Source organism: Candidatus Izemoplasmatales bacterium, assembly GCA_041649275.1.
Lineage (GTDB): Bacteria > Bacillota_I > Bacilli_A > Izemoplasmatales > Hujiaoplasmataceae > UBA12489.
On the sequence record JBAZNL010000026.1, the window covers coordinates 1 to 13,246 of the forward strand.

Below are 13,246 nucleotides of genomic sequence, written 5' to 3' on the forward strand. Positions count from 1 at the left end.
AGCGGACGATCACGATCACCGACAACGGCATGGGCATGACCTACGAGGAACTGGTGAACAACCTCGGCACGATCGCCAAGTCGGGCACGCTCGAGTTCCTCCAGAGCCTGAAGGACAAGCAGGCCGCCTCGGCCGACCTCATCGGCCAGTTCGGCGTCGGCTTCTACTCCGCCTTCATGGTCTCTTCGAAGGTGGTCGTCGAATCGAAGTCGCCCTATTCCGAGAAGGCCTACCGCTGGATCTCGGAGGGCGAGGACACGTTTACGATCGAGGAGTGCGACAAGGTCTCCCGCGGCACCGAGATCACGCTCCATCTCCGCAAGGACGAGGACGAGGAGAAGTATTCGACCTACCTCGACGACTGGCAGCTCGGCCACCTCGTCAAGAAGTACTCCGACTACGTCAAGTACCCGATCCGGATGGACCGCGAGAAGTCGGTCCCGAAGAAGGACGCCGAGGGCAAGGAGATCGAGGGCAAGTTCGACACCGTCGTCGAGCGCGAGACGCTGAACCAGATGACCCCCATCTGGAACAAGAACAAGTCCGAGCTCAAGGACGACGAGCTCGACCAGTTCTACAAGACCCAGTACGCCGACTACGACGCCCCCGCCTTCACGGTGTGGACCGACGTCGAGGGCGCGATCACCTACAAGTCGATCGTCTACGTGCCCGCCAAGGCGCCCTACAACCTCTATTCCGAGAAGTACGAGAAGGGCCTCCAGCTCTACGCCAAGGGCGTCTTCGTGATGGACAAGTGCAAGGAACTCGTCCCCGACTACCTGCGCTTCGTGAAGGGGCTCGTGGTCTCCCCCGACCTCTCCCTCAACATCTCGCGCGAGATCCTGCAGCACGACCGCCAGCTCAAGAAGATCGCCCAGAACCTCGAGAAGAAGATCCTCGCGGAGTTCGAGAAGGCGCTCAAGAACGACCGCGAGAAGTACGAGAAGTTCTGGGGTGAGTTCGGCGTCAACCTGAAGTACGGCGTCTACGACCAGTTCGGCGAGAAGAAGGACCTTCTCAAGGACCTGATCCTCTTTTCCACCGCGAACCAGGAAAAACGCGTCACCCTCAGGGAATACGTCGAGAAGATGCCCGAAGGCCAGAAGGAGATCTACTTCGCCTCCGCCCCGAACAAGAACCAGGTACGGGTCATGCCGCAGATGGACATCCTGAAGAAGAAGGGCTACGACGTCCTCGTCCTCTCCGACGACGTCGACGAATTCATGATCCAGATCCTGCACGAATACGACAAGCACGAGTTCAAGTCGATCAACCAGGGCGACCTCGACCTCCTCGACGAACAGGAGAAGGAAGCGATCAAGTCCAAGGAGGACGAATCCAGGGACCTCCTCGCCGCGATCCAGGACGTCCTCAAGGACGAGGTCAAGGAAGTCAAGCTCTCGACCCGCCTCTCCGACTCTCCCGTCTGCCTCGTCTCCGGCGAGGGCCTCTCCTTCGAAATGGAGAAGGTCATCAGCCAGATGCCAGGTGACAAGGAGATGAAGGCCGACAAGATCCTCGAGATCAACCCGAACCATCCCCTCTTTCAGGCGATCGGGAAGGTCCACGCGAAGGGTGGCGACCTCCTCTCCGACTTCGCCTGGATCCTCTACGACCAGGCGCTCCTGATCGAGGGCATCGCCGTCAAGGACCCCGTCGGCTTCGCCGAGAAGATGGTCCGCCTGATGATCAAGGCGGCCGAATAAGGAATCGAACGCACCGCGACCCCCAGGGGCCGCGGTTTTTCCTTTTTTCGAGAGAAGCGCGTGACGGCGGCCGCCCGGATGCGGTATAATGACGTCGAGCATCGATCCGGGAAAGCGGGGGATCCCATGTCCGACCTCTACGAAAACGCCCGTTTCTTCACCGGCGAAGGGTTCGCCGAAGCCGTCCTCGTCGAGGACGGACGTTTCGCGTTCGTCGGCTCCGGAACCGAAGCGCGCACCCGTCACCGCGGGGGCGCGGCGGTCGACCTCGGCGGCGCCCTCGTCGTCCCCGGCTTCAACGACAGCCACATGCACCTCTACGGGATGGCACTGATGAACGAACGGCCGGGCCTTCAGGGCGTGCGATCGGTTTCGGAACTGCAGGAGCGCCTTCGCGCGCATCTCGCGTCGCCCCGCTTCACGGGCGGATTCCTGCTCGCCCGCGGCTTCGACCAGAACCGGTTCGACGTCGTCCGCTTTCCGACGCGGGCCGACCTGGACGCGGTCGACGACCGGATCCCGATCGTCGTCACGCGCGTCTGCGGCCACGTCGCCGTCCTCAACACTCCCGCCCTGAAACGATCGGGGATCGACGCATCGACGCGTGTCGACGGCGGTTCGATCGACTTCGCGGACGGGATCCTCGCGGAGAAGGCGCTCGACCTCGTCTTTTCGAACCGGCTTCCGACGACGAAGGCGGAGGTGCGGCGGCTTCTGCTTGCGGGGATGCGCCTTCTGAACCGCGACGGGATCACGACGGTCCAGACGGACGACCTTTCGCACGCCTTCCCGGGAGACTACGAACGCATGATCGAAGTCTACCGCGAACTGGCGGAGGAAGGCCTCCTCACGGTCCGGATCCGCGCGCAGAGCCATCTGCCGACGCTTGCGATGCTCGCGGACTACATCGCGAAGGGGTATCCGAACCGGCGCTACGGGGACTTCCTGAAGATGGGTCCGCTCAAGCTCCTGCTCGACGGGAGCCTCGGCGCCCGCACGGCGGCGATGTCCGCACCGTACGCCGACGATTCCGGGACGTCGGGCATCCTCACCTATTCCGACGAGGAGCTTCATGAACTCGTGGCGACGGCGCATCGCGCCGGCATGTCGGTCGCGATGCACGCGATCGGCGACCGGGCGATGACGCAGGCGCTCGACGTCTACGAACGGGTCCTCGGCGAACTGCCCCGTCCCGACCACCGGCATGCGCTGATCCATTGCCAGATCACGACCGACGCGATCCTCGCCCGGATGGCGCGCCTCGACGTGTACGCGGCCGTCCAGCCGATCTTCATCGACGCCGACATGGCCGTCGTCGAAGCCCGCGTCGGCGCCGCGAAGGCGGTGAAAAGCTACGCCTGGAAGACGATGCAAGACCTTGGGATCAACGTCGCCTTCGGCACCGACGCGCCCGTCGAGGACGCGAACCCCTTCGAGAACCTGCGCGCCGCCGTCCGCCGCACGGATCGGGCGGGCCGGCTTTACCGCCCGGACCAGAAGATGCCGGTCGCGGACGCGATCCGCGCCTATACCGTCGCATCCGCGCGCCAGACCCGGGACGAACGCGAACTGGGATCGATCGCGACGGGGATGCGGGCGGACTTCGCCGTGCTCCCGCCGGACGCGTTCGAACGGATCGAAGGCGGTGGGAAACTGCCGGCGGTCCGAATGACTTTCGTCGGAGGAAAACGCGTTTTCTGATTGAAATCGGGTCGACGTCGACGTCGGCCTTTTTCTTACGTCGGATTCATCGCAAGAAAAAGACCGCCGGTGGGGCGGTCGTCGTCTTTGTCGATGCTGGAGTTTCTGCTTTTCGTCAATCGTGGGAATGCTTCCGCCACGCCGCCCGGTGCAGGCGGTCGAGGGAAGGCATCCGGCGGATGCGGTCGATCACGCGCAGGATCTGGTCGGGGTCGTTTCCGGGAATCACCAGGTCGGCGACCGCGCGGGCTTCGGGATCGGCGCTCTCGAGCGCGATCGCGTAGTCGGCGATCTGCATCATCGGGACGTCGAAGGCCTTTCCGCCGACGGCGACCACGTTCTGTTTCCCGAACGAGGTGACGAGGTGGCAGACCGCCTGTTCCTTGGAGGCGGAGATGCCGTTGATCTTGAGGAACCAGTATCCCTCGACGTCGTCGAAGGGGTAGACGTTCATCACCACGTCGCCGCCGAACGCCTGGGTGCGGATGTGGTCGGCGATCGCGCGGACGGTCTGTTCCGTGTCGATCAGGATGAAGAACACGACCTTCGCGTCGGCAGCCGGCCTCCCCTTCACGTGGTTCTTGAAGAAATCGAACTTGCGGTCGTCGTAGAACCGCTTCTCGGCGGGATTGGCGAAGCCGCCGTGGTAGATCGCGAGGAGGTCGTCGACGATCGCGTAGGCGAAGCACTCGCGCCCGATCGAATCGAGGTAGGCCTCGATGCCGTCGCGCGCGGCGGGAAGAAGCGCCTTGACTTCGGAATAGGTCTTCGTCCGGGCGTCGTAGACGACGGTCCCGTTCATGAGGATGAGCGGCATCCGGAAGTCGATGCCCTGAAACAGGGAGAAGAGCGAGGCAGGCGTCCGCGTGGTCGCGATCGTGACGTCGACGCCTTCACGGAGCAGATGCTTCAGCTTGTACTTCGAGAACGAGTCGAGCTGGCCCTGCGGGTTCAGGATCGCGCCGTCGAGGCCGCAGACGAACAGAAGGTCGTGGTTGACGCGGCGGCGGGAGAAGGAGATCGAGTCGATCAGGAATGCGAGCATCGATCCGATGATCGTCGAACCGATGCGGTTGACGGCGAACTCGAACGGCGGAAGTCCCATGTTGCGGGTGCTGACGGTGACCGAGAGGTAGGTCAGGACGACGACGAACGTGGCGAGCGTCTGCTTGGTCACGACGGTGAACTGGATCAGGGGGACGACGGCGAGGGTGACCACGAGATAGAACACGGCGAGGTTGGCGCCTTCGCCGATCGCGGCGGTGACGGGTGCGGCGCAGAATCCCTCGTAGAGGAGGACGATCGCGAGGCCGTAGAAGCCGCCGATGACGGAACCGACGGAACGGATCCGCGCCTGGCGGAAGCTCGCGTCATGGTCGCTTTGGACCGAATAGGCGGCGGCGATGCCGGCGAAGAACGGCGAGAACCACGTCGCCGCGAAGTCCTTGTCGATGAGGACGAGGACGAGGTTGACCAGGAGGCAGGCGGCGATCGCCGCGGCCGTCTTGATGTTTCTGAGACCGATGTGAAGCATGGATTCTATCCCCTTTGATTCAAGCCGTGAACGCCCTCCGCGGACTTGCTGTAACGATTATACAACGAACCCGTGCGCGCGTAAAGCGAAATCGATGCGGTCTCGATCGGAGCGTGCGCGATCGTTGCAACTTCCCGGGGACCCCATGAAAAAACGCGTCGAAACCTTCGTCGTTCGGCACCGCCGGAGGTCGGGACGCGTACTTCATTCCGCTTCCCGAAAAGGTCGGCGAAGGATGTTTTCGAGATGGTCGAAGAGACGATCGGCGATCTGCTGCATGCCATGGATGGAGGGATGGACTTCGTCCGCCGAGAGGAGCGACATGTCGCCGAGCAGGTCCGTTCCGTCGGCGTAGTGCACGTTCGGGTCATTGCGCTCGGCGACGATCGCAGGCAACAGGCGGCGCCAACGGGCGGCTTCGACTCCCTGATGGAAGTCGTTGCCGGAGAAAAACGGCGAGATGACCACGATCGGCTTCCGAGGATTGCGCCCGGCGATTTCGGACAGGGTACGCCGCACCCGTTCGCGGATCAGGGATTCGTCCCAGTCGAGCACGTTGATGCCGAGTTCGAGGACGGCCATATCCCATGCGCCGGCTTCTCCGAGAGCGGCGATGTAGTCGACCATCTCCGGCTCCATGCGGCAGCTGCCCGCCATGCCGAGATTGCGCAGATCCATCCCGAGCCGGTGGGCGACGACCGATGGCCACGCGTAGGAGATCGACAGGGCGTTGGATCCGTGGGTGATGGAGGAACCGTACGTCAAAAGGGTTCGGGACGGCAGCTGGCGCTTTGCCGGCGGAACGACGTCGCCTTCGACGTCGAGGATGCGGATGTCGCCCCGTTCGAGGATCACGCGGACGACATCGGGATTCCACTCCGATCCCGCCCGTTTCGAGACGTCCCGCAGGACATCGACGTTGGCCGGTCGGGAGAAGACGAACTCGGTCGGCTGAACGGGGATGTGGCTGTTCATCTCATGCCCGTCCCATCCGGCCTGCACGCCGCCGTAGAACGTATGGAGGGTGGTCAGGAACCGGGGGTCGGAGAGCGACTGAAGGGTGATCTTCGCCTGCCCGCTATGGATGACGAACCGCAGTTCGACGCCGATGGCGTTTCTGGCCATGGATCGACCCATGTCGGTCTCCAGCGCGTCGTAGACGTGCCGGGGGACCCTGAGCCAGGTGATGCCCCGATCGTGATGTTCGATGTGACCGATGTTGTGGATGTCGATGTTCCTGTATTCCATCGCGAGCGACTCCTCATGGAGAATGTGGCTTCATGGCATAGGGCGAAAATCCGATTGGCGGTCCGTCGTTTCCGCAACGCGTCCCCATGAACGCATCGGATCCTAGCGCCTTGATCCATCATAGCACAAGTCGGGCTCCGAAAGCAACGCTCCGCCGTCAATCCGACCGGTCGGTCGAGACGAAAAAGAATATCCTGACGGATATTCCTTCGTTTCGGTTCATTCGGCCGGTTTCGGGAAGTAGTATTCATCCACGACCCTGAGGTAGTCGAGCCGCTTGACGTATCCTTCCGGGATCTGCCGTCCCAGTTTCTCGAAATCCTCGAGCGCGATCGACCGGCGACCTTCCTCGCCGCGCTTCCAGAACGCCGTGACGTACTCGGCGTCGAGCAGGAAGACCTTTCCGAGGAGGGTGAACTGCACGATGATGAAGCCGATGCCGCCGTGGCGGCGGATGCTCTCGAGGTGCTTCACCTGGTGTTCGTGCATGTTCTTGAGCGGAAACGCCGTCTTGGTCCGTGTCTCCTTTGCCTCGAAGTCGATGTAGCGGCCGCGGTAGATGCCGTTGTAGTCGGTGGTCGAGGGAATCTTGTAGTACGCCTCGGAGATCCGGGCGGCGCTCCGGCGCTCGTAGTCCACCTTGACGACCTGGATCGGGATCGGCTTCTTGTAGATGTGGGCGACGTCGTTTGCGACGTAATATTCGTTCGTCTGGTTGATCGCTTCCTCGAGGTCCATACCGCGGTTGGCGACCGACACGGTCGTCTTCTGCGGCGTCGCCTTCTTGATCGGGTAGTTCACCATGGGCATCACCGATCCCTATTCTACCACATTCCTTCGGGTTTTCGACCCGTGCTCCTTGAAAGAGCGGACGGTTTCCCGAACCGATCGTGAAAAAACGACTTTTCCGTTTTCAAAACGGCCGTTTTGGCGTATAATAATCCCATCGGACCAACCGCATCGCATCATGAAAGGAGACACCATGAGCCAGATCAAGTTCTATGCGCTGGGCGGTCTCGGGGAAAACGGCAAGAATCTCTATTGCGTCGAGGTGGACCGGCGGATCGCCGTCCTGGACGCGGGTCTCAAGCACCCGTCCGGCGACCTCCTCGGCATCGACGCGATCGTGCCGGACATCAGCTATCTGGAATCCCGCAAAAAAGACATCGTCGGCGTCTTTCTCTCCCACGCCCACGACAAGGCCATCGGCGCGCTGCCGATGCTGCTTAGGCAGATCCCGGCGCCCGTCTACGGAACCAGCTTCACGATCGCGGTCGTGAAGGACATGCTGAAGGAGAACAGGCTGAACCCCGAAGACTATGCGTTCCACGTCGTCGATCGCGACCAATCGATCGACTTTCCGTCGTTTTCGATCCAATTTCATTCCACCACGCACGCGGTGCCGGAATCTTCCGGGATCGCCGTTTCGACATCCGACGGCGTCATCGTGTACGCCACCGACTTCACCTTCGATCAGAACGTCGGCGCCTTCTACCAGACCGACTTCGCGAAGCTCTCGAAGTATGGCGAGCAGGGCGTCCTCGCCCTCCTCTGCGAATCCTCGGGTGCCCTCACCGTCGGCCACTCGACTTCCGACATCAATCTGATCCGGACGATCCGCGACACCCTCAAGGTCGCCGCGGGGCGGACCGTCGTGGCGATGTACTCGACCGAGATCGCCCACATCCAGCGCGTCATCGACGAGGCCTTGAAGATCGGCAAGAACATCTCGATCATCGGCCGCAAGGCGCAGCGGATGGTCGACATCGGCGAGACGATGGGCTACATCCGGATTCCCAAGGATCGCCTCGTCAATCTGAAGTACCTCGACGAAGAGAACGAGAACGACCTGCCCGACGTCGTCTTTCTCGTCACCGGCGAGCGCCACGAGCCGTTCTACATGCTGCAGCGGATGACGAAGGGGTTCGACCGACTGCTCCATCTGAACGCCAAGGACACCGTCCTGATGCTCTGTCCGCCGATCGTCGGCACCGAGAAGATCGCGGCGAAGACCTACGACGCGATCTACCGCCTCGGTGCGAAGCTCGTCAAGGTCGACAAGAAGGTCCTGCCGCCGTCGCACGCCTCGACGGAGGACATCAAGCTCCTCTACACCCTCCTCAAGCCGAAATATGTGATCCCGATCAACGGCGAATACCGCTATCTCCAGGCCCAGGCCGACCTTGCGGTCGAATACGGCTTTCCCGCCGAGAACGTCCCCGTCATCGACAACGGCGAGGTCGTCACCTTCGAGGGCGGCGTCCTCGAACTGAAGCACGACACCGTCATGAACGGCTCGATCATGGTCGACGGTTCGTTCGACGCCGACGTGAACGACGCCGTCGTCAAGGAACGCGAGTTCCTCTCGCAGGACGGTTTCCTCCTGATCATCGCCAACATCGACGCACGCGAACGTCTGATGCTGAACAAGCCGGAGATCGTTTCCCGCGGCTTCATGTACATGAAGGACAACGAAGAGGTCATCAAGCAGATCGAGACGATCTACCAGAACATCACCGCCAAGCAGTTCGCCGCCAAGTACATCGACTGGCGCGTGTACAAGGAATCGATCCGCGACCAGGTCGCCGACTATCTCTACAAGGAGACGAAGCGCAAGCCGGTCGTGATTCCCCTCATCATCGACACCCAGAGCGACAAGATCTGCAAGGTCCTCTGATCCGTCCCGAAACCGAATCAAAAGCGCCGACGCCCGGTTGACCGGATGTCGGCGCTTGTTTTCTACTTTCTGGTTTTCGGCATCAGGACCGTGATCCCGCCCATGAAGGGGACGAGCACGTCCGGAACCCGGACCGATCCATCCGCCTGCTGATACTGCTCGACGATCGCCGGGAAGATGCGCGAGGTCGCGAGCCCGGAGGCGTTCAGGGTATGGCAGAAACGGGTCTTGCCGGTCTTTTGATCACGGTAGCGGATCTTTCCGCGGCGGGCCTGGTAATCGCGCGCGTTGGACGCGGACGACACTTCCTTGTAGATTCCCATCGACGGGATCCAGACCTCGATGTCGTAGGTGCGCGCCATCGAGTGGCTGCAGTCGCCGGCGGCGAGCTTCGACGTCTGAAAATGGAGCCCGAGTTTTTTGACGAGGCTCTCGGCCTTCCCGACCATCTCCGCGAAGGCGGCGTCGGAGTTCTCCTCGGTCGTGTACTGCACGAGCTCGACCTTGTTGAACTGGTAGCCGCGGATCATCCCGCGCTCCTCCGTGCGGTAGGAACCCGCCTCCTGGCGGTAGCACGGGGTGTATGCGAAATACTTCCGCGGAAGATCGTCCGCGGCGAGGATCTCGTCACGGTGGAGGTTGACGAGCGCGGTCTCCGCCGTCGGCAGCATGAACTTCTCGGGATCGCTGCCCTTGAGCCAGAAGACGTCGTTCTTGAACTTCGGGAACTGGCCGGCGGTATAGCCGCTCTCCTCGTTCAACAGGTGCGGCGGCAGGATCATCGTGTAGCCGTCGGCGAGATGTTCGGAGACGAAGAAGTTGAGGAGCGCCCATTCGAGCCGCGCGCCGAGGTCGGTGTAGATCCACGTGCCGGAGCCGGAGATCTTGGCGCCGCGGGCGTAGTCGACGAGACCGATCGACTCGCACAGTTCGACATGGTTCCTGACGGGGAAGGAAAACGCCGGCTTCTCGCCGTAGGTGCGGATCGGCATGTTGTTTTCCTTTCCGCCGGGAAGCAGGTCCTCGTCGGGGGTGTTGGGCAGGGCGGCGGCGAAGGCGTCGATCGTCGCCTGCAGGTCCTTCAGTTCGGCTTCGGCCGCGGCGTTCTGGGCGGAGAGTTCCTTGACGCGGGCGAAGATCGCCTGGACGTCGCCGCCCTGCTTCTTGACGGCGGGGACGGAGGCGGAAAGGCGGTTCTGTTCGGCCTTGACGGATTCGATCGAGACCAGAAGGGTGCTGCGGCGTTCGAGATCCGCAAGCAGCGGGGCGAAATCGGCGTCCCAGCCCTTGCGGGCAAGCAGTTCCCTGATCTTCTCGGGGCTTTCCTTGATGCGGTTCAGATCGAGCATGACGATTCCTCCTTGGAATAGAAACGTCCCTTACCATGGGGTAAAGGACGATGTGATCGCGGTGCCACCTTCATTCCGGGGAAGTCCCCGGCGCTTGGGTCCGATAACGCGGACGGCGGACGTTTTGACGTCGCTCGGGAGATGGATCGGAACCGTCGCGCGCCGGCTCGCATCGACCGCCGGCTTTCTGAAGCGTCTTTAGATTCCCAGTTCTCCGTCTTCGTTTGGTATCATTATACGTGCGCGCGGCGTTCTTGTCAAGCGACGCCGGCGAATCGCAGGTCAGAGGATGACGTTCTCGCGGACGCGTTCGTGACCGGTGACGGTTTCGATCAGGTTTGCGAGCTGGTCGGCCGCGGCGATGTGGGTTCCGGCCTGCGGATGGTAGTCCGATCCGAACGGATACGACGTCCCGGCGGCGACCATCTCGAGCTCGTGGACGCGGCCGCCCAGGACCGCGTTCGCCTGCGCGACGACCGCGCGGCAGCTTGCGCCGATCCGCCAGGAATCGGCCATGATGCCGTAGCCGACGATGATCGGGACGTTCGGGTAGACGTCGTTCAGATGCACGAGGAAGGCGACGTAATCGGCGACGAAGCGGTCTCGGAGGGCCGTCTTGTCGGCGTCGGTCATGGTATCGTAATAGGGGGCGTTGAAGTCGTTCGTGCCGAGGGTGATGACGACCACGTCCGGCACGAAGTCGGTCGTGTCGTAGCGGCCCCAGTCGGTGCGGACCTTGTTCGTGCCGTCGATCGCGAGATAGTCGAAGGCGTTCGCCATGTTCTCGACCTCGTCGATCGCGCCGCCGGGCGTGTTCCAGCCGCGCGAGACGCCCCAGCCGCTCGAGGCGACGATCGAGAAGGCGGCGTCGTGGATGTAGGCGGAGAGGTAGGCGAAGTCGAGGAGACCGTCGGAATTCGAGGTGGTCTTCGCTGTGCCGACGGAAGTCGCGAGATTGCCGTAGCCGGTCATCGACGAGTCGCCGATGTAGAGGATCTTGAAGTCCTTCGTCTCGTCGGGGGATGCGAAGCGGCCGTCGGTGGAGATGCTCTTGAGGGCGATGTCGCCTTCGAGCGCCTCGCTCCGCTTGAGCACCTTGACGGTATGGTATCCTTCCGTCAGCCCCGAGACGAGCGTGACGGTCTGGGTCGCCGAACTCAACCGCACGACGCTGCCGGCGTACGGGTTCTCCTCGCCGTCGACGAAGATGACGAGATGGGGACGTTTCGACAGGATGTCGGTATTCTGGGCGGTGAACACGGCGGTCACGCCGGTGCCGTAGAACCCGACCTCGAAGCCGCTCGCGGTATAGAACATGGCATGGGTCTTGGAAAGATCGTCGTAGCGCGTGCGGCCGATCCAGGTGATGTAGCGGAAATCGTTCATGGCGTCCTCCGATAACAGGCTGATGGCGTTGATGTCGACGAGTTCGGCGACCACCGGGTCGCTGTATTCGGAGGCCGAGTAGCCCGATGAGGCGGCGACGCGGATCCGGAAGGTGTAGGTGCCGTAGTCGAGGATCAGGGACAAATCGAAACCCGACGCGACGAGGTACTGGCGGACGACGCCGTCCGCATCCTCGACGGACAGCTGATACTGGCTCGCGTTCTCGACGGCGTCGAAGGCGACGACGTTGTCGGTGACCGAAAGCCCGGTCGGGGTCGGATACGGCGGATGCGTGACGGTGGTCGTGACCGACGTCGAAGATGCGGTCAGGGCGGTCGTCGTGGTCGCGTCGCATGCGGCGACGGCGAGGAAAAGCAGAATCAGGGCAAGGCTCAGAAAGAACTTCTTCATCGTGAATCCCTCCGGCGGAACGTCTTCAGGCAAAGCGCCCGGGCGTGGCCGGGCGCGCGTTTCACATTGGTTCGCTAGATATACTGTATATATTATATTATATAGATATTATCTGTCGCAAGATGTTTCGACGTCATTCGGAACGTTTTCCGCGGATGAGCCTGAGATTGGCCGCGTGCTGTTCGGCGAAGGCGGCTTCCATCTTCGTGTGCGTCTGCGGCTTGTAGTAGACGGCGTCCTTGAGCGCGTCGGGAAGATACTGCTGGGGGGCGACGTGGCCGGGGAAGTCATGGGCGTACCGATACTTTTTCTTGTCGTCGTAGGTCGGATTGTTCACGAGGTGGGACGGGACCTTCGGGGTCTTACCGCTCTTCACGTCGTCGAGGGCAGCGTTGACGGCGAGATGGGCGGCGTTCGACTTCGGCGAGATGCACATCTCGATCGTGATCGCCCCGAGGGCGTTCACCGCTTCCGGGAAGCCGATGTGTCGGGCGATGTCGCAGGCGGCGGCGACATGCGATCCCATCGCCGGGTTGGCGAGTCCGATGTCCTCGTAGACGATCGCGCTGATGCGGCGCAGGAGGCTTTCGAGGTCTTCGGCGACGATCAGACGCGAAAGGTAGTGGAGGGCGGCGTCGACGTCGGAACCGCGCACCGACTTGTGATAGGCGGAAAGGATGTCGTAGTAGTCGTCGCCGTTCTTGTCGACGGAGACGGAAGGTTTCCCGACGACGGCGACGGCGAACGCGGCGTCCACCGCCTGACCGGGTTCGGCCTGGATCGCGATCATCTCGAGCATGTTCACGGCGGTGCGGATCTCGCCGTTGGCCGCGGTCGCGAGGTAGTCGTAGGCGTCCTTCCCGATCGTCAGTTCCTTTTCATAGAAGGAAAGGTCGATCTTCTCGAGATAGACGCGGATTTCCGCGGAAGAAAGCCGTTCCAGGCGGAAGATGGTGGCGCGGCTGCGGATCGCGGGATTGCAGGCGATGTAGGGGTTCTCGGTGGTGAGGCCGAGCATCACGACCCGACCCGACTCCACGAACGGCAGAAGGTAGTCCTGAATGTCGCGGTTCATGCGGTGAATCTCGTCGATCACGAGCAGGATCGACCCGTAGAGCTTCGTCGTCTCGACGATCTCCTTGAGCGTCGCCTTGGTGTCGGTCGAGGCGTTGAACTTGTAGTTGTTCAGCGGGAAATGCTCGGCGACGAGCATCGCAATCGTCGTCTTGCCGGT

At 62.2% G+C, this 13,246-nt stretch carries 9 protein-coding genes; 3 read left to right on the forward strand and 6 right to left on the reverse strand.

Going from position 1 to position 13,246, the window contains the following annotated elements; all coding sequences use genetic code 11:
• Together htpG and WC509_08855 are read left to right on the forward strand one after the other, a co-directional pair.
• Positions 1–1,706, forward strand: a 1,706-nt coding sequence (gene htpG, locus WC509_08850; GenBank protein MFA5007549.1) for a molecular chaperone HtpG, incomplete at its 5' end; no start/stop codon positions are given.
• Positions 1,707–1,832: 126 nt separating this feature from the next.
• Positions 1,833–3,407: an amidohydrolase gene (locus WC509_08855; GenBank protein ID MFA5007550.1), complete on the forward strand. Its 1,575-nt coding sequence runs from the start codon at positions 1,833–1,835 to the stop codon at positions 3,405–3,407.
• Positions 3,408–3,522: 115 nt separating this feature from the next.
• Here the strand turns inward: WC509_08855 and WC509_08860 are convergent, their stop codons facing one another.
• The 3 genes from WC509_08860 to recU all read right to left on the reverse strand — a co-directional run bounded on the left by WC509_08860 (position 3,523) and on the right by recU (position 6,993).
• Positions 3,523–4,941 carry an HAD hydrolase family protein gene (locus tag WC509_08860; protein ID MFA5007551.1) on the reverse strand — a complete coding sequence of 473 codons (1,419 nt, stop codon included), beginning with the start codon at positions 4,939–4,941 and terminating at the stop codon, positions 3,523–3,525.
• A 204-nt stretch (positions 4,942–5,145) separates the two neighbouring features.
• On the reverse strand, positions 5,146–6,189 hold the full coding sequence (locus WC509_08865; protein ID MFA5007552.1) for an SGNH/GDSL hydrolase family protein: 1,044 nt from the start codon (positions 6,187–6,189) through the stop codon (positions 5,146–5,148).
• A gap of 219 nt (positions 6,190–6,408) precedes the next feature.
• Positions 6,409–6,993, reverse strand: a complete 585-nt coding sequence (recU, locus tag WC509_08870) for a Holliday junction resolvase RecU (GenBank protein ID MFA5007553.1) — start codon at positions 6,991–6,993, stop codon at positions 6,409–6,411.
• Between the two features lie 178 nt (positions 6,994–7,171).
• Here recU and WC509_08875 point away from each other — a divergent pair, with 178 nt between their 5' ends.
• On the forward strand, positions 7,172–8,866 hold the full coding sequence (locus tag WC509_08875; GenBank protein MFA5007554.1) for a ribonuclease J: 1,695 nt from the start codon (positions 7,172–7,174) through the stop codon (positions 8,864–8,866).
• Between the two features lie 62 nt (positions 8,867–8,928).
• Here WC509_08875 and serS read toward each other — a convergent pair whose 3' ends face one another.
• From serS to WC509_08890, 3 genes are all read right to left on the reverse strand, one after another.
• On the reverse strand, positions 8,929–10,215 hold the full coding sequence (gene serS / locus WC509_08880; GenBank protein ID MFA5007555.1) for a serine--tRNA ligase: 1,287 nt from the start codon (positions 10,213–10,215) through the stop codon (positions 8,929–8,931).
• Positions 10,216–10,497: 282 nt separating this feature from the next.
• Positions 10,498–12,012: an SGNH/GDSL hydrolase family protein gene (locus WC509_08885; protein MFA5007556.1), complete on the reverse strand. Its 1,515-nt coding sequence runs from the start codon at positions 12,010–12,012 to the stop codon at positions 10,498–10,500.
• A 133-nt stretch (positions 12,013–12,145) separates the two neighbouring features.
• A partial coding sequence (locus WC509_08890) for an AAA family ATPase (GenBank protein ID MFA5007557.1) occupies positions 12,146–13,246 on the reverse strand: 1,101 nt, incomplete at its 5' end.

Excerpts from the sequence above, each read along its gene's own strand:
- WC509_08855 (MFA5007550.1), top strand. The coding sequence starts at position 1,833 with ATGTCCGACCTCTACGAAAACGCCCGTTTCTTCACCGGCGAAGGGTTC.
- WC509_08860 (MFA5007551.1), bottom strand. The coding sequence starts at position 4,941 with ATGCTTCACATCGGTCTCAGAAACATCAAGACGGCCGCGGCGATCGCC.
- WC509_08865 (MFA5007552.1), bottom strand. The coding sequence starts at position 6,189 with ATGGAATACAGGAACATCGACATCCACAACATCGGTCACATCGAACAT.
- recU (MFA5007553.1), bottom strand. The coding sequence starts at position 6,993 with ATGGTGAACTACCCGATCAAGAAGGCGACGCCGCAGAAGACGACCGTG.
- WC509_08875 (MFA5007554.1), top strand. The coding sequence starts at position 7,172 with ATGAGCCAGATCAAGTTCTATGCGCTGGGCGGTCTCGGGGAAAACGGC.
- serS (MFA5007555.1), bottom strand. The coding sequence starts at position 10,215 with ATGCTCGATCTGAACCGCATCAAGGAAAGCCCCGAGAAGATCAGGGAA.
- WC509_08885 (MFA5007556.1), bottom strand. The coding sequence starts at position 12,012 with ATGAAGAAGTTCTTTCTGAGCCTTGCCCTGATTCTGCTTTTCCTCGCC.